At 57.2% G+C, this 24,874-nt stretch carries 18 protein-coding genes; 17 read left to right on the top strand and 1 reads right to left on the bottom strand.

Going from position 1 to position 24,874, the window contains the following annotated elements; translation table 11 throughout:
* Positions 1 to 236: 236 nt before the first annotated feature.
* The 8 genes from BCM02_RS11530 to BCM02_RS11495 all read left to right on the top strand — a co-directional run bounded on the left by BCM02_RS11530 (position 237) and on the right by BCM02_RS11495 (position 12,650).
* The gene (locus tag BCM02_RS11530) at positions 237 to 1,769 is read left to right on the top strand and encodes a glycoside hydrolase family 43 protein (RefSeq protein ID WP_148929194.1); all 1,533 of its coding nucleotides are present in this window, start codon (positions 237 to 239) and stop codon (positions 1,767 to 1,769) included.
* Between the two features lie 409 nt (positions 1,770 to 2,178).
* Positions 2,179 to 2,913, top strand: a complete 735-nt coding sequence (locus BCM02_RS11525) for an ABC transporter ATP-binding protein (RefSeq protein WP_148929273.1) — start codon at positions 2,179 to 2,181, stop codon at positions 2,911 to 2,913.
* On the top strand, positions 2,876 to 3,931 hold the full coding sequence (locus BCM02_RS11520; protein WP_148929193.1) for an efflux RND transporter periplasmic adaptor subunit: 1,056 nt from the start codon (positions 2,876 to 2,878) through the stop codon (positions 3,929 to 3,931). Before BCM02_RS11525 ends, BCM02_RS11520 begins: the two co-directional genes overlap by 38 nt.
* Positions 3,932 to 3,999: 68 nt before the next feature.
* A complete protein-coding gene (locus BCM02_RS11515) occupies positions 4,000 to 6,867 on the top strand; it encodes an ABC transporter permease (RefSeq protein WP_148929192.1) in 2,868 nt (955 codons plus the stop codon).
* Between the two features lie 3 nt (positions 6,868 to 6,870).
* Positions 6,871 to 7,752 carry an ABC transporter ATP-binding protein gene (locus tag BCM02_RS11510; protein ID WP_148929191.1) on the top strand — a complete coding sequence of 294 codons (882 nt, stop codon included), beginning with the start codon at positions 6,871 to 6,873 and terminating at the stop codon, positions 7,750 to 7,752.
* 176 nt (positions 7,753 to 7,928) lie between these two features.
* Positions 7,929 to 10,607: an endo-1,4-beta-xylanase gene (locus tag BCM02_RS11505; protein ID WP_148929190.1), complete on the top strand. Its 2,679-nt coding sequence runs from the start codon at positions 7,929 to 7,931 to the stop codon at positions 10,605 to 10,607.
* A 71-nt stretch (positions 10,608 to 10,678) separates the two neighbouring features.
* Positions 10,679 to 11,689, top strand: coding sequence for an endo-1,4-beta-xylanase (locus tag BCM02_RS11500; protein ID WP_246183331.1), 1,011 nt, complete (start codon positions 10,679 to 10,681; stop codon positions 11,687 to 11,689).
* A 202-nt stretch (positions 11,690 to 11,891) separates the two neighbouring features.
* Complete coding sequence (locus BCM02_RS11495; protein ID WP_148929189.1) at positions 11,892 to 12,650, top strand: SDR family oxidoreductase; 759 nt, start codon at positions 11,892 to 11,894, stop codon at positions 12,648 to 12,650.
* A 56-nt stretch (positions 12,651 to 12,706) separates the two neighbouring features.
* Here the strand turns inward: BCM02_RS11495 and BCM02_RS11490 are convergent, their stop codons facing one another.
* Positions 12,707 to 13,090 (bottom strand): MerR family transcriptional regulator, encoded by a 384-nt coding sequence (locus BCM02_RS11490; protein WP_148929188.1) that lies wholly within the window; start codon positions 13,088 to 13,090, stop codon positions 12,707 to 12,709.
* 96 nt (positions 13,091 to 13,186) lie between these two features.
* Here BCM02_RS11490 and BCM02_RS11485 point away from each other — a divergent pair, with 96 nt between their 5' ends.
* The 9 genes from BCM02_RS11485 to BCM02_RS11445 all read left to right on the top strand — a co-directional run bounded on the left by BCM02_RS11485 (position 13,187) and on the right by BCM02_RS11445 (position 24,858).
* A complete protein-coding gene (locus BCM02_RS11485; protein WP_148929187.1) occupies positions 13,187 to 14,146 on the top strand; it encodes an NAD(P)-dependent oxidoreductase in 960 nt (319 codons plus the stop codon).
* Positions 14,147 to 14,382: 236 nt separating this feature from the next.
* Positions 14,383 to 16,575, top strand: a complete 2,193-nt coding sequence (locus tag BCM02_RS11480) for an ABC transporter ATP-binding protein (RefSeq protein WP_148929186.1) — start codon at positions 14,383 to 14,385, stop codon at positions 16,573 to 16,575.
* Positions 16,575 to 17,072 carry a DUF1854 domain-containing protein gene (locus BCM02_RS11475; protein WP_148929185.1) on the top strand — a complete coding sequence of 166 codons (498 nt, stop codon included), beginning with the start codon at positions 16,575 to 16,577 and terminating at the stop codon, positions 17,070 to 17,072. The genes BCM02_RS11480 and BCM02_RS11475 overlap by 1 nt, the downstream gene beginning before the upstream one ends.
* Before the next feature lie 158 nt (positions 17,073 to 17,230).
* The gene (locus tag BCM02_RS11470; protein ID WP_148929184.1) at positions 17,231 to 18,850 is read left to right on the top strand and encodes a sigma-70 family RNA polymerase sigma factor; all 1,620 of its coding nucleotides are present in this window, start codon (positions 17,231 to 17,233) and stop codon (positions 18,848 to 18,850) included.
* 100 nt (positions 18,851 to 18,950) lie between these two features.
* Entirely contained in the window at positions 18,951 to 19,373 is a 423-nt protein-coding gene (locus tag BCM02_RS11465) for an HIT family protein (protein WP_148929183.1), read from the top strand.
* A 192-nt stretch (positions 19,374 to 19,565) separates the two neighbouring features.
* Positions 19,566 to 20,321, top strand: a complete 756-nt coding sequence (locus tag BCM02_RS11460; RefSeq protein ID WP_148929182.1) for an IclR family transcriptional regulator — start codon at positions 19,566 to 19,568, stop codon at positions 20,319 to 20,321.
* Positions 20,322 to 20,418: 97 nt separating this feature from the next.
* Positions 20,419 to 21,312: a fumarylacetoacetate hydrolase family protein gene (locus tag BCM02_RS11455; RefSeq protein WP_148929181.1), complete on the top strand. Its 894-nt coding sequence runs from the start codon at positions 20,419 to 20,421 to the stop codon at positions 21,310 to 21,312.
* Positions 21,313 to 21,338: 26 nt separating this feature from the next.
* Positions 21,339 to 22,814 carry an alpha-ketoglutaric semialdehyde dehydrogenase GucD gene (gene gucD / locus BCM02_RS11450; RefSeq protein ID WP_148929180.1) on the top strand — a complete coding sequence of 492 codons (1,476 nt, stop codon included), beginning with the start codon at positions 21,339 to 21,341 and terminating at the stop codon, positions 22,812 to 22,814.
* Positions 22,815 to 22,833: 19 nt separating this feature from the next.
* Positions 22,834 to 24,858, top strand: coding sequence for a YjhG/YagF family D-xylonate dehydratase (locus tag BCM02_RS11445; protein WP_148929179.1), 2,025 nt, complete (start codon positions 22,834 to 22,836; stop codon positions 24,856 to 24,858).
* The last annotated feature ends 16 nt before the right edge of the window (positions 24,859 to 24,874 follow it).

Genomic DNA, 24,874 nt, shown 5'->3' with positions numbered 1-24,874 from the left:
ATCAAGCCTTTGATGTGGTTGCAAGTTGTCTATAATTGACATTGGCGGTTCCGACTGGGACTGCTTTTTTACGTTCGTGCCCAATCATGCTCTATATATTGCCAGGTGACTATACAAGGTTCGACAGGTTGTTGTCTGGCTGCGTAAGAGCTAAAATTTCCGTAACAAAGGCGAGTAGATGAAAAAACGATGAAATCAATTCCAATAGCAATGCATAGGCAAGGAGTGAACGAACGATGAACAGTACGGCGAACGAGGTCAGCGGAACCGTCATCAGGAACCCGGTCATATGGGCGGATGTTCCGGACCCCAGCGTCATCCGAGTGGGAACGACCTACTATATGGTCAGCACGAGCATGCATTCGATGCCCGGATGCCCAATCATGAAGTCGGAGAACCTTATGGACTGGGAGATTGTCAATTACGTGTACGAGACGCTTGAGGACAACGATGCCCATCATTTGCGCAATGGCCAATACGTCTATGGCAAAGGCGCGTGGGCCGCAAGTCTGCGCGAGCATGAGGGCACGTTCTATGTATGTTTCTCCAGTCTCGATATGAACCGGTTCTATATATACCGGACAACCGATATCGAGCACGGACAATGGGAGCGCTCCGTCATTTTAGGTCTCCACCATGATCCGGCCCTGTTATTCGATGATGGCCGCGTGTTCGTGTTCCATGGCAACGGCAATATTCGAATTGTGGAGCTGACGTCGGACGCCACCGAGCTGAAGAAAGATGGCATTAACCAGCAGCTGCTGGAGACGGAGCGGGACGGGATCGGTCTGCGCTGCGAGGGCTGCCATGCTTATAAGCGGAATGGCTACTATTATCTGTTCTTTATTGAATGGCCAAGAACCGGGAACGGCCGGCGCAGACAGATCTGTTATCGATCTCGGGCGCTTCAGGGTCCTTACGAACGCAAAGTGGTGCTCGATGACGACATGGGGTATTTCAACAACGGCGTCGCGCAAGGCGGGATCGTGGATGCGCCGGACAGTACTTGGTATGCGGTGCTGTTCCAGGATCACGGCGCGGTCGGGAGGATTCCATGCGTCGTCCCGGTGTCCTGGATCGAGGATTGGCCGGTTTTCGGACGGGACGGCGCGGTGCCGGAGGCGTTCGACGCGCCGCTGCCAAGATCTGGCGCGAAGCCGCTCGTGATTAGCGATGAATTCGAGTATGACGACAATCGATTGGCGTTGAATTGGCAGTGGAACCACAATCCGGACAATCGGCTCTGGTCCGTGACGGCAAGGCCGGGGTGGCTGCGCCTGATGACCGGGAGCCAAGCCAGCAGCGTGCTCTTCGCCCGCAATACGCTGACCCAGCGCACGGAGGGACCAGCTTGCAGCGGCAGTACGCGCATGGACTTCTCCCGTATGAAGCCAGGCGATTACGCCGGTCTGGTCGCGATGCAGAATCGTTTCGGAACGGTAGGGATCCGAATCGCGGCGAACGGCGACCCTTGCGTGGAGATGTGCGTCAACCGCGGCGACGGCGGCGAAGAAACGGCGGAGCAGGTTCGTTTTGCGGGCAAGCGGATTTATTTGAAGATCGATTTTAATTTCCGCAACAACACCGACATCGCCCGTTTCTACTATTCCATGGATGGCGCGGCATGGATTCAGATCGGAGATCAGCTGGAGATGAAATACACGCTCGATCACTTCATGGGCTACCGGATCGGTTTATTTAACTATGCATCCGTACGAAGCGGAGGGTGTGCGGATTTCGATTACTTCCGTTATAGCAGGGAAGCATAGCGATTCGCTGTATTTAGCGACGAGCAAGCAAGAAATAGCGAGAAGCCGAGGCAAGGAGGCTTCTCTTTTTTTCTTATAAAAACAGTTATATAAGTTGAACTCATAAGACAATCAAGAAGAGAAGCAAAGAGATGAATCTGGAGAAGCGTCAGCGGTCGCCTTTGTGAACGGATTCCTACCCTATTGAATCTCAATCAAGGAATCCGAGAACAACAGCGATCGTAAGAACATCTCTGTTGCGAAGCGACTTGATTGTAAGTTATCCAAGTTCAACTTATATAATCTACATCTCCACAGGTCATCTCCGGGTTACGAAGTAAAGAATTGAACGTTGTTGCGCGCCGAGCGGCTTTCTTATAATGAAAGCGCAACCAAGAGCTGCAAGGGTGAACAAGGGGGTATTGCCGTGATCGCATTAGAAGAGAATCCAAGAGGAGCCGAGAGCGAAGCGCTTCTTCAGGCAATCGGCATCAAGCGGGTGTTCGGCAGAGGGAATGCCGCCGTCACGGCGCTCGCGGACGTTCATTTGACGGTTCCGGCCGGGGCGATGGTCGCGCTAAAGGGAAGGTCCGGATCGGGCAAGACGACGCTGCTCAATATATTAAGCGCGCTTGACGAACCGACGGAAGGGCAAGTCTTGCTGCGGGGAAAGGAAATTACGGGGTTGTCCAGCGCCGAACGGAGCGCTATGCGCCGCAAGCAGATCGGGCTGGTGTTCCAGTCGTTCGGGCTGATTCCGCTCATGTCCGCCTACGAGAACGTCGAATTCGGTCTGCGGATCGCGGGTACGCCGAAGAGGGGCAACCGGGAAGCAGCCGAGCGGGCGCTCGCGCGGGTCGGCATGAAGGAGCGGATGAAGCATCGGCCGATGGAGCTCTCCGGCGGCGAGCAGCAGCGCGTGGCGATTGCCCGCGCGATCGCGCATGAGCCGGGCTTGTTGATTGCCGATGAGCCGACCGCGGAGCTGGATAGCAAGATGGGGCTGCAGGTGATGCGCGTCTTTCGGGATCTGGTGAATCACGCCGGGATGACGATAATTCTGACGACGCATGATCCCGGCATTATGGAACTTGTCGATCACGTGATTGCATTGGAGGATGGGAGAATTGGTTCGCAGACGACGAATAACGCACCGCTTATCTAATCGGACGGCCCGCTTGAAGCCTGCATCCATCCTGCTGCTTGCCATGCTTGCGCTCTCCGGGTGTTCGCTGCTTCCCCGCGAAGATGTCGTGCTTCAGCCGCCGCTCGTGGAGCCGGCGCGGGAGGAATTGGACCTTGTGGCTGTCGGACGCGGCAGTATCAAGACGTTCTTGAAAGGCAATGCGACCTTCGAATCGTCGAATGTGAAGGCGCTCTCGTTCAAGGATGGCGGACAGCTGAAATCGATCAACGTCACGCTCGGTCAAGAGGTGAAGGCCGGCGAACTGCTCGGCGAGCTGGAGACGGGGGATTTGGATTTGCAGTTGGGGCTGCAGCGGCTAAGCGTGGAACGAACGCAGCTGCTCTACGGGCAAGCAAGGACGAACGACGCGAGCGCCACGGAAATTCGGCTGAAGGAAATCGATATGGAGCGGGAGAAAATGTCGCTTGCCGCGATGGAAAGCCGGCTGGATAAGGCGCGACTGTATGCGCCGATTACCGGGACCGTCATCTTCATCGAGCAGGTAAAGACCGGCGAGCGCGTGAATGCCTATCAGCCGATCATAACGGTCGCGGATTCGAACAGCATGCGGCTTACCTATACGGCGGCCAATTCGAAGGACGTGCTTCCGGTCGAAGCGGGCATGCCGGTCAGGCTGAAGTACAAAGGGAAGGATTACGCCGGCAAAGTACTGCAGTCGCCTTCGAACGTGCCGGCAGGCGCCGACCCGTCCAAGGCCGAGAAGAACGCGGTGACGATTATGATCGGGATGGACAATCCGCCGGCCGGAATACAGATCGGACATAGCGCCGAGATCACCATCGAGCTGCAGAAGAGAGAGAATGCCATCGTGCTGCCGCGTTCGGCGCTTCGATCCTATATGGGCCGATTCTATGTGCAGGTATCGGAAGGCGAGCTTCGCAAAGAAGTGGATGTCGAAGTCGGCTTGACGACGCCGACCGAGGTGGAGATCGTCAAAGGGTTGAAAGAAGGCGACAAGGTGATCGTAAATCAGTAACATGTAAAGCACGAAGCAAGCGATACAGATGCCCGGCGTTCGACCGGGCGCCAGAATGAGGTGTACGCATGGCTTTATGGACGATGATCCTCCGCAAGATGGCGAAGAATAAATGGCTGCAGCTGAATTTATGGTTCGGCCTTACGGTATGCGTAGCCTTATTCAGTTCCATGCCGCTCTATTCGGAGGCCATTCTGCAGCGGACGCTGATCAAGGAGCTGGAACGCATCCAGAGTCAAAGCGGCGCGTATCCGGGCTTCGTCAGAATCAGTACATCCGTGTCCGCGTCGAAGATGGACGAGAAGACGAGGGCGGCGATCGTCCGTGCCGATCAGTACGTGCAGCGGATTCCTCAGCGGATGGGGCTCGAGGCGCTGTCCGTCTACCGGCAGCGGTTCACGCAGAGGATGAAGGTGTACGGCGCGGATGCCACTGGGCAGGAGAAACAGTCGCAGAAGACGGCCGGCGGCTTCAAGGCGTTATCCGACGCGGAGAAGCGCGTCCGCCTGATCGACGGACGGATGCCCGAAGTTCGGGAAGACGGCATCTTCGAAGCGCTGGTTACGCAAAAGTTTCTGATCTCCGCCAAGCGGAAGCTGACGGAAGAGCTGATCGCGGAGTCGCCGGAAGGAGAACGATTCCGCGTCATCCCCGTCGGCATTATCGATACGGATCCGGCCGCCGATCCGTATCTGCCGTTCCTGACCACGGAAGTGCCGGATGGCTTCCTGATTCCGTTCGCGCAGTTCGAGAAGGAATTTACGCTTGGCGGCAAGGCTCGGGTGTCCGATCTGGAGTGGCGCTTGGCGCTGAATTACAATCAGCTGACGGTCGATCACGTCGAGGCGTTCATGCAGGCGAGCAAAGAAATCAAGCGTTATTTCCGCGGGCGTCTCGGCGTGGACGAGATCAACATCCCGGCCGGCGAGACCGTGTCCTCCTATGCAGGCAAGCAGGAAAAGCTGGACGTCATGATGCTGTCGCTCTACGCCCCGGTTATGCTGATGCTGGCTTTCTATCTGTACATGGCGGCGAATCTGGTCATCGATCGGCAGAAGACGGAGATTGCCGTGCTCCGCAGCCGCGGAGCGAGCCGGCTGCAGATTATGGCGTCGTTCACCGCGGAAAGCCTGCTGCTTGGAGGCGGCGCGCTGGCGGTTGGGCCGTTCCTTGGCGTGACGTTCACGAAGCTGCTCGGCGCCTCGAACGGCTTCCTGTCGTTCGTGCAGCGCTCCGCCCTGGAAGTGACGCTGACCAGCACAGCCTATAAAGTCGCGGCGCTGGCGGTAGCCGGAGCGATTCTGCTTATCCTCATCCCGGCCTTCATGGCGACGCGCGTCACGATCGTAGGCCATAAACAGCAGATGGCAAGGTTAACGAAAATGTCGTTCTGGCACAAGACGGGCCTTGACCTCGTTCTTGTCGGCATCGCGGTCTATCTGCTGTACAACTTTAACAATAGGCAGGAGGATCTGAAGCGGCTCGCGCTCGATCAGGGGGCGCTGCAGGTCGATCCGCTCTTGTTTCTCATGCCGGCGCTGTTCGCGCTGGGAGGCGGGATGCTCGTCCTCCGGGTTTACCCGTGGTTGATCCGTCTGCTCTTCCGGGCTGGGCGCGGCATATGGCCGCCAGCTCTATATAGCACGCTGATTCAGATCAGCCGCTCTTCCGGGCAATATTTGACCATCAAAGTGTTTCTCGTCATGACCGTCGCAACCGGCCTCTTCAGCGCCAATGCCGCCCGCACGATCAATGACAATATGGAAAGCAAAATCCGATACAACGTCGGCGCCGATATGGCGCTAACGACGCGTTGGGAGAGCGATGCGCCTGCCCCGGTCTACGCGGGCGGCGCGCAGCAGGCGCAGACCGATCTTGGGATCGCGGAGACGAGAAGGACGCAATATACGGAACCGCCGTTCCAGCCGTTTCGGGAGCTGAAGGGCGTGGAGGCAGCCGCAAGAGTGTTTAAGAAGGAAGCTCGTTTCACGGCCGGAAGCGAGAAGGTCAGCGGCGCGGCGACGCTGCTAGGCATCGATACGGCGGAATTCGGCCGAACGGCCTGGATGAAGAACGGGCTGTTGGAATACCCGATCAACAGCTATTTGAATGTGATCGCGCCGAACCCGAAGGCCGTACTCATCTCCCGGTCGCTCGCCGAGGAAGCGAAGGTGGCCCCGGGCGATCCGATTCGCCTCGCCTGGGACGGTCTTGATCAAGCGCAATTTACCGTTTATGGCATCGTCGACTACTGGCCGAGTTGGAACCCGCTCCCTGCCGGCGGCGAGGGAGAAGCGGACAACGCGGCAATACCTCATCTCGTTGTCGGTCATTTAACCGCGATTCAGAATCGACTGGCCGTCGAGCCTTACGAAGTATGGCTCAAGCTCCGGGATGGCGTATCCAGCCAGCAGATCTACGACCAATTAGCGGCGAATAAGCTGAGCGTCACAAGTCTCCGCGATGCCCGAGCAGAGCTCGTTACTTCCAAAAACGATCCGTTTCGCCTGGCGATCAACGGCGTCATGACCCTTGGCTTCGTCATTTCCATGCTGATCAGCTTCTTCGGTTTCCTGCTCTTCTGGCTGCTCAATCTATCGGGTAGAACGTTGCAATATGGGGTGCTTCGCGCGATGGGCATTCCGTTCCCGCAAATTATCGGCATGCTCGTTAGCGAGCAGTTCCTCACCTCCGGGGCGGCGGTCTTGATCGGCGTTATCATCGGCAATGCGACCAGCGAATTGTTCGTGCCGCTGTTCGAGATATCCTTCGCGACGACGGAGCAGGTGCCGCCGTTCGCCGTCGTCTATCGGCTTCGCGATTACGTGCAGCTGTACGGCATCGTCGGGTTTACGCTGACGGTCGGCCTGCTCATACTCGGGTATCGGTTGTCGCGGACGCGAATTGCCCAAGCACTGAAGCTCGGAGAGGAGTAAGCGATGATTCGCAGCGAAGGATTAATGAAGATTTACAAGACGGCCGATTTGGAGGTGGTCGCCCTGCAGGGGCTCGATCTTCTAGTCGAGGACGGCGAGCTGATGGCGATCATCGGCAATTCCGGCAGCGGGAAGTCAACGCTGCTCAATATGCTGGGCGGCCTGGATAAACCATCGGCCGGCAAGCTGTTCGTTGACGGCAAGGACCTTGTGAGCTTGAACGAGCGGGAACTGGTGAAATACAAGCGCGAGACGGTCGGCTTCGTCTGGCAAAGCAATGCGCGCAACCTGATTCCGTATCTGACCACGCTGGAAAATGTGGAGCTGCCCATCCTGCTTCGGGGCAAACGCCGCCGTGCGCGGGCGATCGAGCTGCTGGAAGCCGTCGGTCTTAGCCATCGGCTGAACAATCGGCTCAGCGAGCTATCCGGGGGCGAGCAGCAGCGGGTGGCGATCGCCATCGCGCTGGCGAACGAGCCGAAGCTGCTGCTGGCCGACGAGCCCACCGGCTCGCTGGACACCCAGACGTCCAATCAGGTGCTCGATCTGTTCCGGACGCTGAACCAGACGACCGGCATAACGGTTGTCATCGTGACCCATGATCCGGAACTGGCCCGCAAGGTGGACCGGGTCGTTCAGATCCGCGATGGCAAGACGTCGGCGGAAATGGTCCGCAAGGTCTCGTATGCCGACGAGTTGGCGCAGCTGGACGCCGAATATGCCGCAGAGGAGCAGGAGAGTCATGTCGAGTATGCCGTACTCGATCAGGCGGGACGGCTGCAAATTCCGGCAGGCTACCTCGACTCGGAGGGCTTCAAGAACGCGAACAAAGTCCGCGTGGAGAAGGAGGAGGGACGCATCGTGCTGCTTCCGCCGGAGGGGTAAGCAGACCAATGGTTCAACAGGTATATTCACGCCGATCGGCGGGTAGTTGCCGATTTTTGAACGCGATACACTTTATGAGGGTGCAGGCAGGCTGCCTGTCCGAATGATGCCATGGAAGCGTCCTCGCAGAGGGCGGTTTTATGGAATAAAAGTGGAAAGGCGAGGTGTAGTTCGTGATGAAGAAAGGATGGAAGCGCGGTCTTTCGCTCATGCTTGCAACCGCTCTCATGCTGACAAGCGTATCGGTGGGCATAATTGCGAAGCAGACGAAAGCGGAGGCCGTCGAAGCGACGCCGGCCTTGCGAGTCGCAACCGATTTCGAAGACGGCACCGTACAGAGCTGGAGCGGCCGAGGCGGCTCGGAGGTATTGACCGCCGAGGCGGCGGCCGCTCATTCGGGGGCATACGGGCTCTCGGTCACCGGACGAACGGAGGGCTGGCACGGTCCAACGCTGGATCTCAAGACATACATGCAGGAAGGGGCGACGTACGCCTTATCCGCTTGGGTGCGTTTGCCGGCGGGACAGCCGGCTTCGGATGTCTCGATGCTCATGCAGCGGCAGACGGACGGGAGCGCATTCTATGAAGCCGTGGCCGCCAAGACCGTAACGGACGGCGCTTGGGTGAAAATATCCGGCTCGTATACGCTGCAGCATCCGGCCGAACAGCTGGCCGTCTATATCGAATCATTCGGCGCTCCGACGCTTGCGTTCTACGTGGACGATGTGTCGATCGAGCGGGCAGCGGATCCGGTGCCGATCGAGATCGAGAAGGATATACCAAATCTTAAGGATGTATTCGCCGATGATTTCCTGCTCGGCTCGGCGCTGCTCGTGAATGAAATTCAGGACCCGAACGGGCCGGATGCGCAGCTCCTTCAGAAGCATTTTAACTCCTTGACCGCCGGCAATGAGCTCAAGTGGGACGCGACGGAGCCGCAGGAAGGACAATTCGACTTCACGCGCGCGGACAAGATTGTGGATTTTGCTACAGCGAACAGCATTGCGTCGCGCGGCCATACGCTGATTTGGCACAGTCAGACCCCGAATTGGGTGTTCTATGACGCGGAGGGCAAGCTGGCCAGCAAGGAGCTCTTGTTCGCGCGGATGAAGAAACATATCGAGACCGTGGTCGGCCGGTACAAAGGGGAAATCTACGCCTGGGACGTCGTCAATGAAGTGCTTGAGCCCGGCGATAAGCAGCCTGGCGGACTTCGCAACAGTCTGTGGTATCAGATTGCCGGCGAGGAATTCATCGAGAAAGCGTTCGTCTATGCGCACGAGGCGGATCCGGACGCGAAGCTGTTCATTAACGATTACAACACGAATATGCCGGAGAAACGGCAAAATCTATATGATCTGATCAAGCGTCTGAAGACGAAAGGCATTCCGGTCGACGGCGTCGGACACCAGACGCACATCGGCATCGAGTATCCGACGGTGCAGGAAATTGACGATCAGTTCCAAGCCTTCCGCGATCTGGGCATCGAGCAGCAGGTGACCGAGCTGGACATGAGCGTGTATACGAATGACGCGGACGCCTATGAAACTTTCCCGCTGGAGCTTCAACTGAAGCAGGCGAAACGCTACAAGGAAATCTTCGACGTGTTCAAGAAACACGCGGATCAGCTGACGGCCGTCATCTTCTGGGGCAAGGATGACCTTAACACCTGGCTGAGAACGTTCCCGGTTACGCGCAACAACTGGCCGCTCTTGTTCGATGAGCGGCTGCAGGCCAAGTACGCCTACTGGGCGATCGTCGATCCGAGCAAGCTGCCGGTCGAAACCCAGCGCGCGACGGCGATCGGCGCGACCGTGGCGGTCGACGGCAAATTGGAGGCCATCTGGAATCGGACGCCTCAGTTGACTATCCAGCAGCAGGATATTACTAAGGGAACCTTCAAGCTGCTCTGGGATAAGAAGAAGCTCTACGTCACGGTCGACGTATCGGATGCAACGAACAACGGCAATGACGCGATAGAGGTATTTATCGACGGCAACAACGGCAAGACGACCGCCTATGAAGCGGACGACAAGAAATATACGTTCCGGCGCAGCGGAGCCAATCCTGGGAAGACGGCCGAATACAAAACGATTAAAACCGATGGCGGCTACCGGATTGAAGCGGCCATTTCGATTGCGGGACTATCGATTGATAAAGAGCTCGGATTCGACGTGCGAATTGTTGATCGATCGGGCAGCGCCGTTACGACGACATCCTGGAACGATCGGACCGGCTCGCAGGATACGGATACGTCCAAATTCGGCGTCGCGAAGCTGGCCGAAGGACCGCAATTGACGGAAGCGACGAAAGGGACGCCTGTCGTCGACGGCACGATCGACGCCGTATGGAAGCAAGCGAAAGCCATTAAGACGGAGCGCTGGGTAAGCGGCAACAGCGGATCGACGGCAACCGTACGGACAATGTGGGATGCGGGAAGGCTCTATGTGCTGGCCGAAGTAACCGATGCGCTGCTGTCGAAAGCGAGCGCCAATGTATGGGAGCAGGATTCGGTGGAAATATTCGTCGATCAGAACAATGCGGCGAGCGCCTCGTATCAAGCGGATGACGGGCAATACCGCATTAACTTCGATAATGAACAGAGCGTGAGTCCGTCCGCGCTTGCCGGGAATCTGGTATCGGCCGTGAAGCGGACGACGACGGGCTATATCGTGGAAGCCTCCATTGCTTGGAACGGAACGCCGCCAAAGGCGGGCAGCATGATCGGCTTCGATGTACAGGTGAATAACGATGAAGACGGCGACGGGGACCGCGACAGCATCGCGATCTGGAATGACCGGACGGGGCTTTCCTATCAGAATACGTTCGGTTTTGGCGCGCTGAACCTGAAGTAATGAAAAGCGAACGAACAAGCGAAAACTCGTGAATAGGACGATCGACTTCAACTTGAAGAGGTGGCGGAACAATGGCAGATGCGGGTAACATGATTGCGAACGAATCGCTTGCGGAAGCATTCAAGGATGATTTTCTGATCGGCGCGGCGGTGAATAGCCGCACGATCGTAAGCCAGCGGGATCTGCTGCTTCAACACTACAACAGCTTGACGGCCGAGAACGAAATGAAGTTCGAGAGCCTGCATCCCGCCGAGGAGACGTATACGTTCGAGGCTGCCGACGAAATCGCCGCTTTCGCCCGGCAGAACGGGAAGCAGCTGCGCGGCCATACGCTGGTGTGGCATAACCAGACGCCGGATTGGGTATTCGACGACGGTCATGGCGGATCGGCGGACCGCAATACCGTGCTCGCCCGCATGAAGGCCCACATCGACACGGTCGTGGGCCGCTACAAGGGGACGGTCTACTGCTGGGACGTCGTCAACGAAGCGGTCACCGATAGCGGGGAAGAATGGCTTCGGCCATCGAAATGGCTGCATACCGTCGGCGAGGACTTTATCGCGCAAGCCTTCCGGTTCGCGCATGAAGCCGACCCGGACGCGCAGCTGTTCTACAACGATTACAACGAATGCAATCCAGGCAAGCGGGAGAAAATCTACCGGCTCGTCAAGTCGCTGCAGGAGCAGGGCGCGCCGATCCACGGCATCGGATTGCAGGGGCACTGGAATTTGATCGATCCCTCGCTCGACGAGATCCGGGCGGCCATCGAACGGTATGCTTCCCTTGGCGTGAAGCTGCAAATTACGGAGATGGATGTGTCGATGTTTGCCTTCGACGACCAGCGTACCGACCTGACCGCGCCGACGGACGAGATGCTCCGCCTGCAGGAGCAGCGCTATGGACAGTTCTTCCGGCTGTTCCGCGACTACAAGGACGTGCTGACGGGCGTGACATTCTGGGGCGCGGCGGACGACTATACGTGGCTGGATTATTTCCCGGTGCGCGGACGCAAGAACTGGCCGCTGTTGTTCGATACGAACCAGCAGCCGAAAGGGGCCTATCGGGAAGTTGTAAGTTTGTAGAATAAGTTACATCCATGGCAGCCCCCAATGATTCTCAAATCATAGGGGCTGTTTTTTTGCGTTCCACACCGAGGTGTATTTTCGTATCGGCTGCTGAGAAGAAATGAAAAATCACCTGTTGACCTTCACGCTAGCGTGAACCTCTATACTGATTCCAGAAAGACAAAACATACGAAAACATGAAGCAGGGAGGAACAATAGGATGAGGGAGTATGAAGGCAAGAAAGCCGTTATAACGGGCGGTACCCATGGCATGGGGATGGCAGTGGCCAAAGCTTTGCTGGCGGGAGGAGCCGAAGTCATACTGACAGGACGCAGTCCGAAGAACGTGGAAGAAGCCAGACGGGAGTTAGGCGAACGGGCGCATGTCATTCAGTCCGATGTATCGCGTATGGAGGAGATCCAAGCATTAAGCGATTACGTTACGGAACGATTTGGGGAGATTGACTTCCTCCACATCAATGCAGGAATCGCGCTGCTGGAACCATTCGAGACCGTGACCGAAAGCTCGTATGACAAGACGTTCGCGATTAATACGAAGGGGGCATTCTTTACGGTACAGCGTCTGTCTCCCTTGATTCGAAAAAGCGGATCGATCGTATTCACGTCATCCGTGGCAGATGAGGGCGGTAACCCGGGAATGAGCGTGTATGGCGCTTCAAAAGCAGCTTTGCGGTCGCTTGCGTCAGGTTTCGCCGCCGAACTGTTACCGCGAGGCGTTCGCGTCAATGTGGTTAGTCCAGGATTTATCAAAACGCCGACGATGGGCGTGGCGGGTTTCTCCGAAACCGAACGGACCGCCTTCGAGGAGCTTGGCGACCGGATTACGCCGATGAAACGTCATGGTTCTTCGGAGGAGGTGGCCAAGGCTGTGCTGTTCCTCGCCTTTGAGGCCACCTTCACGACAGGCGCCAAACTATCGGTAGACGGGGGTCTGGGACAAGGCCTTTCAGTGGAATAAACGAACGGAATCATAGCGATTCCCGCCAGGTCAATTCCGAGAAGCTGTTCCGCGCATTAGACGGATATCCGCAAGTCTCCTTTATTTTTGCCGGCTACCGTCAGCTCAACTTGCCGCTCCAACAGCTTCTTTAATTGCAGCATGGATTCGATCTGGCGGTTTACCTTGCGAAGCTTTCCTTCGTAGATTTCCAGCATTTCTTCGCAGTATTCGTAATCATCCGGCGATGCGACTTCGCACGTGAACAGGCTCCGTATTTCATCCGCCGTTAATCCCAGCTTCAAGTACAGCTGGATCGAATGGATCCGGTCAACGGCCGATGCTTTGAAATCACGGTAATCGTTGTCGAGTCTCTCGGCTTGCAACAGCCCTTTCTCCTCGTAATGGCGTATGGCGCGTGCGCTGACATTGGTAAGACGAGCTAATTCGCTGATTCTCATTCTTTCCGGACCTCCCTCGCTCGATATTATTTCGATTATATGCCGGGTGTGCCGTAGAAAGAAAGCGTACCTTATTCATGAAGGAGTGGAAATAAAATGAACGGAAACTCATTTGCAAAGGCTTCGGTTCATAAATATAGTGAAGGTCTGATTCCCGTATCCGTAATCGGGCTTGGGAATATGGGGCAGGCGCTGGCGGCAACCTTTCTTGCGGCCGGCCATCCTGTGACAGTCTGGAATCGTTCGGCGGGGAAGGATGAGCGGCTCGTCGGCAACGGGGCGGGCCGGGCTGAGACGGCAGCCGACGCCGTCGCGGCAAGCCGTATTATCGTGGTCTGCTTGTCGACTTATGAGGTTGTGCGAAGCACGTTCATGCCTTTGAAGACAGAGCTCGCCGGCCGCGTCATCGTCAATTTGACCACCGGTACCCCGGATGACGCTCGGCGTATGAGCGCATGGGCCGAAGAGGCGGGAATCGATTATTTGGATGGGGCGATTATGGCGATCCCCCCCATGATCGGCAGTCCGGAAGCGCTTCTTCTTTATGGCGGCCGTAAGGAGCTTTTCGAGGCTTATCAGCCCGTGCTGCGGCTGTTGGGCGGACATACGACCTATCTGAGCGAAGACCCCGGTGTGGCGTTGCTGCATGACCTTGCGATGCTGACGATGATGTACGGTGCCTGGTACAGCTATTTTCATGCCCATGCGCTGCTGCGAACGGCCCATATTTCTGCGGAGGCGTTCTTGCCGTATTCAAGCAATTGGCTGCAGCACTTGATTGTTCCTATGCTGACCAATATGGAGGCGGCCCGCAAACTTGATGAAGGCGATTACGCCACGGACATATCCAATATGACGATCAACAAGCTCGGGCTGGACAACATCGTCAAGAGCAGTCAGGAATTGGGCGTGCCAGCCGATTGGCTGCTTCCTATCCAAGCCGTCGCCGATCAGATGGTGGCCATGGGCTACGGGAATGATGGGTTCGATCGGGTCATCGAAGCCATGACGAATCACCGGTCGCACGGCGGCGATCCGGCGGATGCCATCGAGTGATTGATCCTATTTTTCTGGTTCTCTCGGCAGCTTAGACTTGGCAACCATTAGCCGCTTGTTCCCATATAGGGAGTAAGCGGTTTTTTCGGCTTGTTAGCATCTGCTTTTATTTAGGGTGAATTTAAATTGACAGGTAAAAGAACAGATAGTTGACAGGTTGTTGCCTGCACATGTAACCGCTAAACTTTCAATATTATGGAAGAAACTACACGAAGTGAACCAACTGGGAGGAGACTATGGCGACACTCGATCCGTTACCGGAACAATACCAGAAGCAGCTGCAGGGTAAGCTGCTGTTTACCGCCAAAACCGATTTGCTCCCTAATGGCCATTTTGGCGTGCAATGGATTGCCATCACCGAAGAAGACATTATGGTATGGCACCAGGAAGGTCCGCCCACGCTGCGCTTGAAGATTACGCAGCTGAAGGAAGCGAGAGCCGTCGGCGCGATCGGGGGAGGTACGCTTATCGTCGACACGCATGAAGGTCCGGTCGTTGTTGGCCGATATACGGCTGCGCTGACGCCTGTTTTTAATTTTGCCGCGAAACTGCTTGGCGCATTGGCGAAGCGTGAAGAACTGCCGGTCCTCTCGGAGCGTGATTTGCCGCGCAACTGCCCAACCTGCGGGAATCCGCTTGGCGAAGGGACGCAGATCTGCCATCTATGCGCGAAGAAGAGCACGGCAGCCCTCCGAATGCTTCGTTATGCGAAGCCTTACAGGCTTCAGCTGGTCAGCGCGGCGCTATTGCTTATTCTCACGACGCTGGTTGAGCTCGTCCCTCCCTATTTGACCAAGGTGATCATTGATGACGTGCTTCAAACCAAAGACATGGGCCCAACCTTAATGCTGCTAATTGTAGGGTTAGGCGTAACGATGCTCGCGATGACCGCGATGCAAACGGTACGCGGATACATTGGGATGTGGGTCGGCTCAAAGCTTATGCGAGATATCCGCAAAGAGATATTCGGGTCGTTGATGAGACTGTCGCTGGCTTACTTCGATCGGAGGCAAACCTCGCAATTCATTAGCCGCGTGAATCAGGACGCCGAGGAGATGCGGCAGTTTATGACCGACGGCGTCGTGTTTGTATGCGGCCACACGCTGCGTATTGCCGCCATCTTTATCATCATGTGCGGGTTGGACTGGAGGCTGTCTTTGTTCGCGCTGCTGCCCGTACCGATCATCGTAGCGTTTTCCTTGACGATCTGGCCAAGAATCGGACGCCTCATGTATCAGCAGTGGCGAGCCATCTTCCGCGTGAACATTCTGGTGGGGGAATCGTTGCAAGGGATTCGCGTCGTCAAGGCGTTCGGCCGGGAGAGGGAGGAGATGACCCGTTACGAAGAAGCGAACGCCGACGTGATGAAGAAGAACATCAAGACGGAGGGACTTTGGCAAATTATACACCCGTTGTTCAGCTTAATCGCGGGACTCGGGACGCTGTTGATCTGGTATAACGGGGGAAGCAAGGTGCTGCATGACGAGATGCAGCTAGGCGTGCTATTGGCGCTTGTCGCTTATCTGGGCATGCTGTTCGGTCCGCTCCAATGGGTTAGCCAGATGATCAATTGGGTCGGTAATGCGATGACGGCGGCTCATCGGGTCTTTGAAATTATGGATACGCCTTCCGAGGTGCCGGATGTAGATGAACCACTGCCTCTAGGCGTCGTTAAAGGCGAGGTGATGTTTGAGGATGTCACCTACGGCTACGAGAAGCATCATCCCGTGCTGAAGGGGATCCATCTTCAGGTGAAAGCTGGCGAGATGATTGGCCTGGTCGGACATTCGGGGGCCGGCAAGTCGACCTTCATTAATCTGTTATGCCGGTTCTATGATACGGATGAAGGGATCATTCGAATAGATGGCGTCCCTATTCGCAGCATTAGCCAGTCGGACCTCAGAAAGCAAATCGGGGTCGTCCTCCAGGAGACGTTCTTGTTTGACGGCACGATCGCGGATAATATTGCCTATTCCAAACCGGACGCAACGCCGGAAGAGATCATGCGCGCGGCGAAGATTGCCAACGCGCACGATTTTATCGTTCGGCTAGCGGATGGATACGATACGCGGGTCGGCGAACGCGGTCATAAGTTATCCGGCGGCGAGAAGCAGCGCGTGGCGATCGCACGTGCCATTATTCACGATCCGCGCATTCTTATACTCGACGAGGCGACGGCTTCCGTAGATACCGAGACGGAGCGGCAGATCCAGGAGGCGATAGCCCGGCTTGTGCAGGGCCGGACAACGTTCGCGATCGCGCATCGGTTGTCTACCTTGCGCAACGCCGATCGGCTCGTCGTGCTGGACCGGGGCAAAATCGTTGAAGTCGGCACGCATGAGGAGCTGCTCGTACAAGAAGACGGCCTCTATCGCAAGCTTGTGGACGCACAGAAAGAGTTGGCCCAAATGAAGGGGGCGGAGGGCTGATGGCAGACCGCTATGATATCAGGCTTTTGAAGCCGGACGATGTGTATTTGAGCAGGGGCGAGGGCGGCGTACTTCAGGGCGTTGTGGATGGCAAGCCGTATGACGAGTTGATTGTCCATAGGACGTTCCCATTTCGGCATCCGTCAGCCTATATCTCGATCCGCACGACGAAGGATGAAGAGCTGGGAATCGTTCGCGATATAAGGGAGCTTCACTCGGAGAGCGCAGCTGAACTTCGGAAGGAGCTTCAATTTCGGTATTTTATACCGCAGGTTATTCGCATCGATAGCATCCAACGAAAATCGGATTTGTGGCTGTGGAAGCTGCAGACGGATCTTGGGCCGACCCGATTGGCGATGCGCAATCTCCATGAGCATATTCAGTACCCCGGAGGAAACCGCGCGATCTTGATCGACATCAACGGCAAACGATGCGAGATTTCCGACTGGCGGACGCTTGATTCGCATAGTCGGCGGCTGCTGGAGGAAGTGCTGTAGTCTGGCAGTCGCGGCACAACGAATGGCAGAAAAGTCATTCATATCCCCCTTTCAAAGATGATAGATGAACCGATTTTTTTCCTAAACTACCCAACCTTTTTCATTTTCGCCGCAGTATGTAGTTGAGTGCCATTCGATAAGAAGGAGCTTTTTAGTGCATGGAAAAACATCAAGCCGACCGTGTCATCATGGACTATATCAAGCCGTTATTTGGGTTTGCACTGAACAAGACGGGAAAGATCGCCGAAGCCGAAGAGTTGGCCGGGAGAATTACGCTGGAGGTGTATCAGGCGCTTCTGAAGAAGGCCGACCTTCAGGATCCGAACAGCTATATTTTTAAAATCGCGCATTATGTGTGGGCGAGATTCGTCGGCGAGAAAACGAGAGCATCCAACCAATTGCGGATGGATGACAAGGAGCTGATTTCCAGAAACGAGGACTTCGACACGATCATCCATCAAGAAACAGCTGGTCTTTTGCGGAGGGAAATCGCCGTTTTATCTCATCAACAGCGGGAGATCGTCGTCAAGTACTATTACGGTGGGATGAAAATTAGCGAAATCGCGGCTGCGTTAGGTCTATCCAGCGGCACGGTCAAATGGCACTTATTCGAAGCGAAAAAGGAGCTGAAACACAAGATGAACGCCATCCGATCAATGGGCAATCTCGGCATCAACCCGATTCGAATGACAGGTTTGGGGCATAGCGGATCCCCGGGCAAGAAAGGCGACACCGCCGACTTTCTGGCGACGGCGATTAGACAGAACATCGCTTTCGCTGCTTATCAGAAGCCGCTCACGGTCCATGAAATCGCTGAAGAACTAGGGATTTCGCCTGTATTTGTCAAGGATGAAATCGAAGAGCTGGAGCAATACGGATTTTTGGATCAACTGCCGGGCGGGAAATACCGCGCGAATCTGTACATTGAAGATCCATCCCGGAACAAAAGCGAGGCACTGCATCGGTTGTTTGAAGCGTATGCCGAGATTGCCGTCGAGGAATATTTCAAAACGTTTTTTTCAATGGCAGACGTATTCCGAAAGACCGGCGTCTACATACCTGGCGGGGACATCCATTTACTGTTGTGGAGCCTCATCCCTTATGCCGGCAAACAGCTAAGCTTCAAAGAACTTGATCGGGTGAGCCATCAGGAGGTTTCGGTCAGCCGACAAGATGGGGGCCATTACGCCGCCTTTGCGAAGATCGTAAGAGCGTTTGACGTCAGCTTTGACCGAAGCCTCTATTTTTTCTGCGGCGATATGAATCGGGATTCCGATGAGCTCACATTACAGGGATGGCAGATCGATATGTATTGGTGCGGCAGGTTGGGCGGCTGGAGAGATAATCTGAGCTCGGATTTCATCAGCTTGATGCACGTGATCCATGGACATTTGCCGCAAAATCATGCGAACATTGATGCTTATCGCCGACTATTCGACAAGCACTATTTACGACAAACGGACTCCGGCCTTGAAGTCAATATTGTGTACTGCAAAGATAAGCAAACAGGAGAACGTCTGCATGAGGCGATCCCGCATCCGTCCGAACGAATTCAAGAAGCCGCCGCCAAATTGGATGAGGCGGTCTATCAATTGAATCGCGAAGGTCAGCCAGAACATGCGCATAAGTATGTGCGCTACTGGTCGCAGAACAGCATGGCGTCGGGAACCATGCGCGCCTACATACTCAAGCATTTGGTCGACATCGGCATGTTGAAAATACCTGATCCGCACCGGCAAAAAGGGATGTGCACGATCTTGTTTATGGGTCAAAGCTAACTCGTGCTTGCCGATATGTTGATGCAGCAGACAGCTTGTTACCCTTCTAACTGATTATGCTAGTTTAATAATCAATTCTGTTGCAAAGGGGGCCACTCAAATGTCATGTTTTATTTGCGATAAACATCTTGGCACTTCTAACCAACCACCTGGTGGATATTTTTATGAAGATGAGCATTGGAAAGTCTGTCATTTTCCCGTAGACCAATCCTGTGTTGGGCGTATTGTATTGGAATCGAAGCGCCATTTTCTGGATTTTTCAGAAATGACAGAGGAAGAGACTATTTCTTACGGAGTAGCATTAAAGCAATTATACTTAGCGCTCAAGCAGGTCACAGGAGCAGAACGGGTCTACTCGCTTCTAACTATAGATGGAGTTCCTCATTTTCATGCGCATCTTGTTCCCAGAGGGTACGATAGCATGTCAAGAGGGATAGAATACTTACGACAAGAATCATCATGTACTGAAAAAGAGGCTCTTCAAGTGGTTCATAAACTAAATGCCATTCTAAATTCTAGGTAACTCCCTCATTACGATGACTGATCCAATTAACTGGGAACTATAGCCCAATGCAACACGACGGGGGTAACGAACGAAATCTGACCTGATCCAGCCCTAAACCTCTGTCTGTTCAATCAGGAGGCGTTCATGCTACAATTATAATATCAGAACGTTATTCTATATTATAAAACCCAAGTAGGTGTCCATTACGTCATGCCGATCATTCAATCCCTCGACAGAGCGCTCCGCATCATCGACCTATTCGATGAACAGACCCGAGAGCTGAAGATCACCGAGATTAGCGCACGGGTCGATCTGCATAAGAGTACCGTGCATTCGCTATTGAAGACGCTTCAGATGCACGGGTATATCGAACAAGACCAGCATGGGCTGTATCGGCTCGGCATGCGATTCTTGGAGAAGGGGCAATTGCTGCTCGCAAGCTTCGATATTCGGGAGATCGCGAACCGGCCGCTTCAAGCGCTGTCCGGCGAGACGGGGCAGACCGTTCACCTCGTTATTCGGGACGGCGCGGAGGGCGTCTACATCGACAAAGTCGAAGGCAGCAAGGCGGCTATTCGTTACTCCCGGATCGGGCGTCGGGTACCGCTGCACAGCAGCGCCGTCGGCAAGGTGCTCGCGGCGTTCATGCCGGAGCTTGAGCTCGATCGTTTGTTGCAAGGTTACGAGTATACGGCGCATACGCCGCGAACGATCGCGAGCGAAGCAGAATTCCGAGAGGAACTGCGGGCCGTTCGAAGCGCCGGCATCGCTTACGACCGGGAAGAGAACGAGCCGGGCGTGCGCTGCGCCGCAGCTCCGGTGTTCGACCACGGGGGTCGCGTCGCGGCGGCGATCAGTATCTCGACGATGGCAGCCACGGTTGACGACGAAACGCTGGAAGCGTTAGCGCTTCGTCTACGCGATACGGCATCGCGAATTTCGCAGGGAATAGGTTATCGCCCCTAAGCGCGCGAGAACGAGGCGGCTGCCGCCGCTTCTTCTTATAAGCAATTTTCAGAACTTAGTTTTATAATGTAAAACAATATGCGGGAGGGAATCGAATATGCGTATTTTTCGTTATCGGGAGGTTTCACGCATCGTACTGGGCGTTCTGATGGAGGACGGAGCGGCTTACCGGCTGAACGCGCCCGATCTGATGTCGCTGGTGAGCGAGGCGAGCAAGGCCGGGGTCACGAACGAGGCTTACATTAAGTCGCTTGTGCAGGACCTCTCTCCGATCCAAGCGGCGCCGGAGTCGCTGGCCCTTCTGACGCCGCTGGATGCGCCGGAGGTATGGGCAGCCGGCGTGACCTATCAGCGCAGCCGCGAGGCGCGTAATTACGAGGCCACAGCAGGCAAGCTGGACGCGAGCACGTTCTACGACAAGGTATATGACGCCCAGCGGCCGGAATTGTTCATGAAATCGACCGCGGCGCGTACGGTGGGACCAGGCGATCGGGTCTGCTTGCGGAGCGATTCGTCGTGGCAGGTGCCCGAGGCGGAGCTCGGCCTCGTGCTGGACCGTTCCGGCGCCATCGTCGGGTACACGACCGGCAACGATATGAGCTGCCGCGATATCGAGGGCGAGAACCCGCTCTATCTGCCGCAGGCCAAAATTTGGCGAAATTCCTGCGCGATCGGCCCCTTCGTCAGGTTGACGGAGACGGTAGCGGATCCGTACAATCTCGCGATCTCGTGCCGCATATACCGCGATGGCGTCAAGGTGGTTGACGAATCAGCCAATACCGGACAATTAAAGCGCCGGCTGGAGGAGCTCGTCGGGTATTTGAAGCGCGACAATGCGCTCTACGACGGAACGGTGCTGCTGACGGGTACTTGTCTGGTGCCGCCCAACCATTTTACGCTTGCGTCCGGCGACCGGATCGAGATCGAGATTGCGGGCATCGGCACGTTGGTGAACACGGCCGTTTATACGCATGAGCTGGAGACGGCGTAAGACGCGAACTTAAGGAGGAGAACGGGATGACAGCAGTCCATGAGAATCAAGATGCGGTGACAATCGATAACTATATCGGCGGCGACTGGAGGGCGCCGGCGGCGGGCGAACGAATGCCGAGTCTCAATCCGGCGAAGCGGGGAGAGGTCGTCGGGATGGCCGCGGCTTCGGACCTGACCGATCTGGATGAAGCGGTTAAGGCGGCCGATGCGGCGCTGCGCGCCTGGCGCAAGCTGACCGGCGCGCAGCGCGGCGCCTTGCTGTTCAAAGCGGCGGACCTTCTCGAGAGCCGTATGGAGACGGTGGGCCGGGCGATGACCCGCGAGATGGGCAAGACATTGGGCGAAGCGAAGGGCGAGACGGCCCGCGGCGCGGCGATACTGCGTTATTACGCAGGCGAAGGCATGCGGCCGATCGGCGACGTCATCCCATCGACCGACGCGGAGGCGCTGATGTTCACGACGCGCGCGCCGCTTGGCGTCGTCGGGGTCATCTCGCCGTGGAATTTCCCGGTGGCTATTCCGGTCTGGAAGATGGCGCCGGCTCTCATCTACGGCAATACGGTCGTATGGAAGCCGGCAGTCGAGACCGCGGCGACCGCGGCCTTGGTCATGCAGTGCTTCCATGATGCCGGATTCTCGGCAGGCGTGGTGAACATGGTGCTGGGCGACGGCGCCGTGATCGGTCAGGGCATCGCCGCGCATCCGGGCATTCACGCCGTCACGTTCACGGGCTCGAACCGCGTAGGCAAGCAGGTCGGTCAGGCCGCGCTGGCGCGCGGAGCGAAGTATCAGCTGGAGATGGGCGGCAAGAATCCGATCATCGTGGCCGCGGATGCGGATCTCGATCTCGCGGTCGATGCGACAATCAGCGGGGGGCTGCGCTCGACCGGCCAGAAATGCACGGCGACGAGCCGCGTCATCGTGCTCAGCGGCGTCTACGAGACGTTCAGAGAGAAGCTGCTCGCGAAGGTGAAGGCGCTGCGGGTCGGCGACGGCTTGGACGCGGAGACATGGCTTGGGCCTTGCGCCAGCGCGAAGCAGTACGAGACCGTCATGCGGTACATAAACAAGGGAATCGAAGAAGGCGCCGAACTATTGACCGGCGGCAAGCAACCGGATGACCCGGCGCTGTCGGAAGGCTACTTCGTCGCGCCGGCCGTGTTCGATAAGGTGACGCCGACGATGACGATCGCGCGCGAGGAGATCTTCGGTCCGGTACTGGCCTTGATCGAAGCCCGCGATATGGCGGAGGCGATCGCGCTCGCGAACGACACGGAATACGGACTCAGCGCCTCGCTCTATACGCGCGACCTGGGCAGCGCGCTCTCCTTCATTCAAGAGACGGACGCGGGACTCGTACGGGTCAACGCGGAGACGGCCGGGGTAGAGCTGCAGGCGCCGTTCGGCGGCATGAAGGGATCCAGCTCCCATTCGCGCGAGCAGGGACAGGCCGCGATCGAATTCTACACATCGGTGAAGACCGTGTTCATGAAGCCGTAACCGGGAGGGGAGAAGCGGGATGAATGAACGGATCAGGAACGTAATGGGGAAGGACGACGAGACGTACTTCGAGGTGGCGACGCATGCGCCGGGTCCGGTCGGCGCGCTGCCGCTGACGCCGGAGATGCTCCTTCACGCGCCGAGCGGGGATCTGTTCGGGTGGAGCCAGAACGTCGGAATGGGATGGCAGCCTGAACGGCTGAAGGGCCGTGAAGTGCTCCTCCTCGGCACGCAAGGCGGCATCCGCAACGAGGACGGCACGCCGGCGGCACTGGGGTATCATACCGGCCATTGGGAGATCGGCCTGCTGATGAAGGCGGCGGCCGAGGAGATTACGAAAGCGGGCCATATCCCGTTCGCGGGCTACGTCAGCGATCCATGCGACGGGCGTTCCCAGGGAACGTCCGGGATGTTCGATTCGCTTCCCTACCGCAACGACGCGGCGATCGTCATGCGGCGGCTGATCCGCTCGCTGCCGACGCGCGCGGCAGTCGTCGGCGTGGCGACTTGCGATAAGGGGCTGCCGGCGATGATGCTGGCGCTTGCCGGCATGAAGCGCCTGCCCGGCGTCATCGTGCCGGGAGGCGTGACGCTGCCGCCCACGCAAGGCGAAGACGCGGGCAAGATTCAGACGATCGGCGCGCGCTATGCCAATGGGGAGCTGTCGCTGGAAGAGGCGGCCGATCTCGGCTGCCGAGCGTGCGCGACGCCAGGCGGCGGCTGCCAGTTCCTCGGCACGGCCGGGACCGCGCAGGTCGTCGCGGAGGCATTGGGGCTAACCGTGCCGCATGCCGCGCTCGCGCCGTCCGGGCAGCCGGTCTGGACCGAGATGGCGCGCCAGTCCGCGCGCGCGGCGATGGCGCTCGCGGCGAGCGGCATGACGATGAATGAGCTGTTGACCGATGCTTCCATCCGCAATGCGATGGTCGTGCATGCGGCCTTCGGCGGCTCCACGAATCTGCTTCTGCATATCCCCGCGATCGCGGCCGCTGCCGGTCTCGCCGTGCCGGACGTTGCCGATTGGGCGGCGGTTAACCGCGCCGTGCCGCGACTCGTCAGCGTGCTGCCGAACGGCCCTATCCCGCATCCGACCGTTCGCGCGTTCCTCGCCGGAGGGGTGCCGGAGGTCATGCTGCATCTCCGCAAACTCGGCGTTCTGGATGAAGCCGTCATGACGGCTTCCGGCGTCACGCTGGGCGAGACGCTGGACTGGTGGGAGACGTCGGAGCGGCGGCAGCGCATGCGCGCCTATCTCGCGGACCGGGAGGGCATCGATCCGGATACCGTCATTTACAGCCCTGAGCGGGCTCGCGCAGCCGGACTTGCCCCGACCGTCACGTTCCCGACCGGCAATATCGCTCCGGAGGGCGCTGTTATTAAGTCGACCGCGATCGATCCGTCGGTACTGGACGAAGCGGGCGTGTTCCGGCATGTGGGCCGGGTCAAGGTGTTCACGGCCGAGCGCGCAGCGATTCGCGCGATCAAGACCGGCGGCATAGCGGCCGGCGACATCCTGGCGCTGGTCGGCCGCGGGCCTTCGGGCACCGGCATGGAGGAGACGTACCAGCTGACATCGGCGCTTAAGCATCTGTCGTACGGCAAACAAGTATCGCTCCTGACCGATGCGCGATTCTCCGGCGTGTCGACCGGCGCCTGCATCGGCCATATCGGACCGGAAGCGCTCGCCGGGGGACCTATCGGCCGTCTGCGCGACGGCGATTGGATCGACATTCGGATCGACACCCGCAAGCTTACGGGAAGCATCCACATGGTCGGCTGCGGGGAATCGCCGGAGACGCCGGATGCAGGCTCGGCCATTCTGGCTGCGCGAACGCCGCATCCCGGCTTGGCGGAAGACCCCGATCTGCCGGATGATACCCGCCTGTGGGCGGCGCTTCAAGCCGTCAGCGGCGGAACGTGGAAGGGCTGCGTCTACGATACGGACCGCATTATTCAGACGCTCGAAGCCGGCATGCGCGCGCTCGCGTCAGAAACCGGCGAGGCAGCGGCCATTTCGGTTGAAACAAAGGGACCAGGGGCGTGAATATGTTCCTTCAATC

The organism is Paenibacillus methanolicus, from assembly GCF_008124765.1.
In the GTDB taxonomy this organism is placed as follows: Bacteria; Bacillota; Bacilli; order Paenibacillales; family Paenibacillaceae; genus Paenibacillus_Z; species Paenibacillus_Z methanolicus.
Note: the sequence above shows the minus strand (reverse complement) of the source record. Positions and strands in the feature narration are given on the sequence as shown.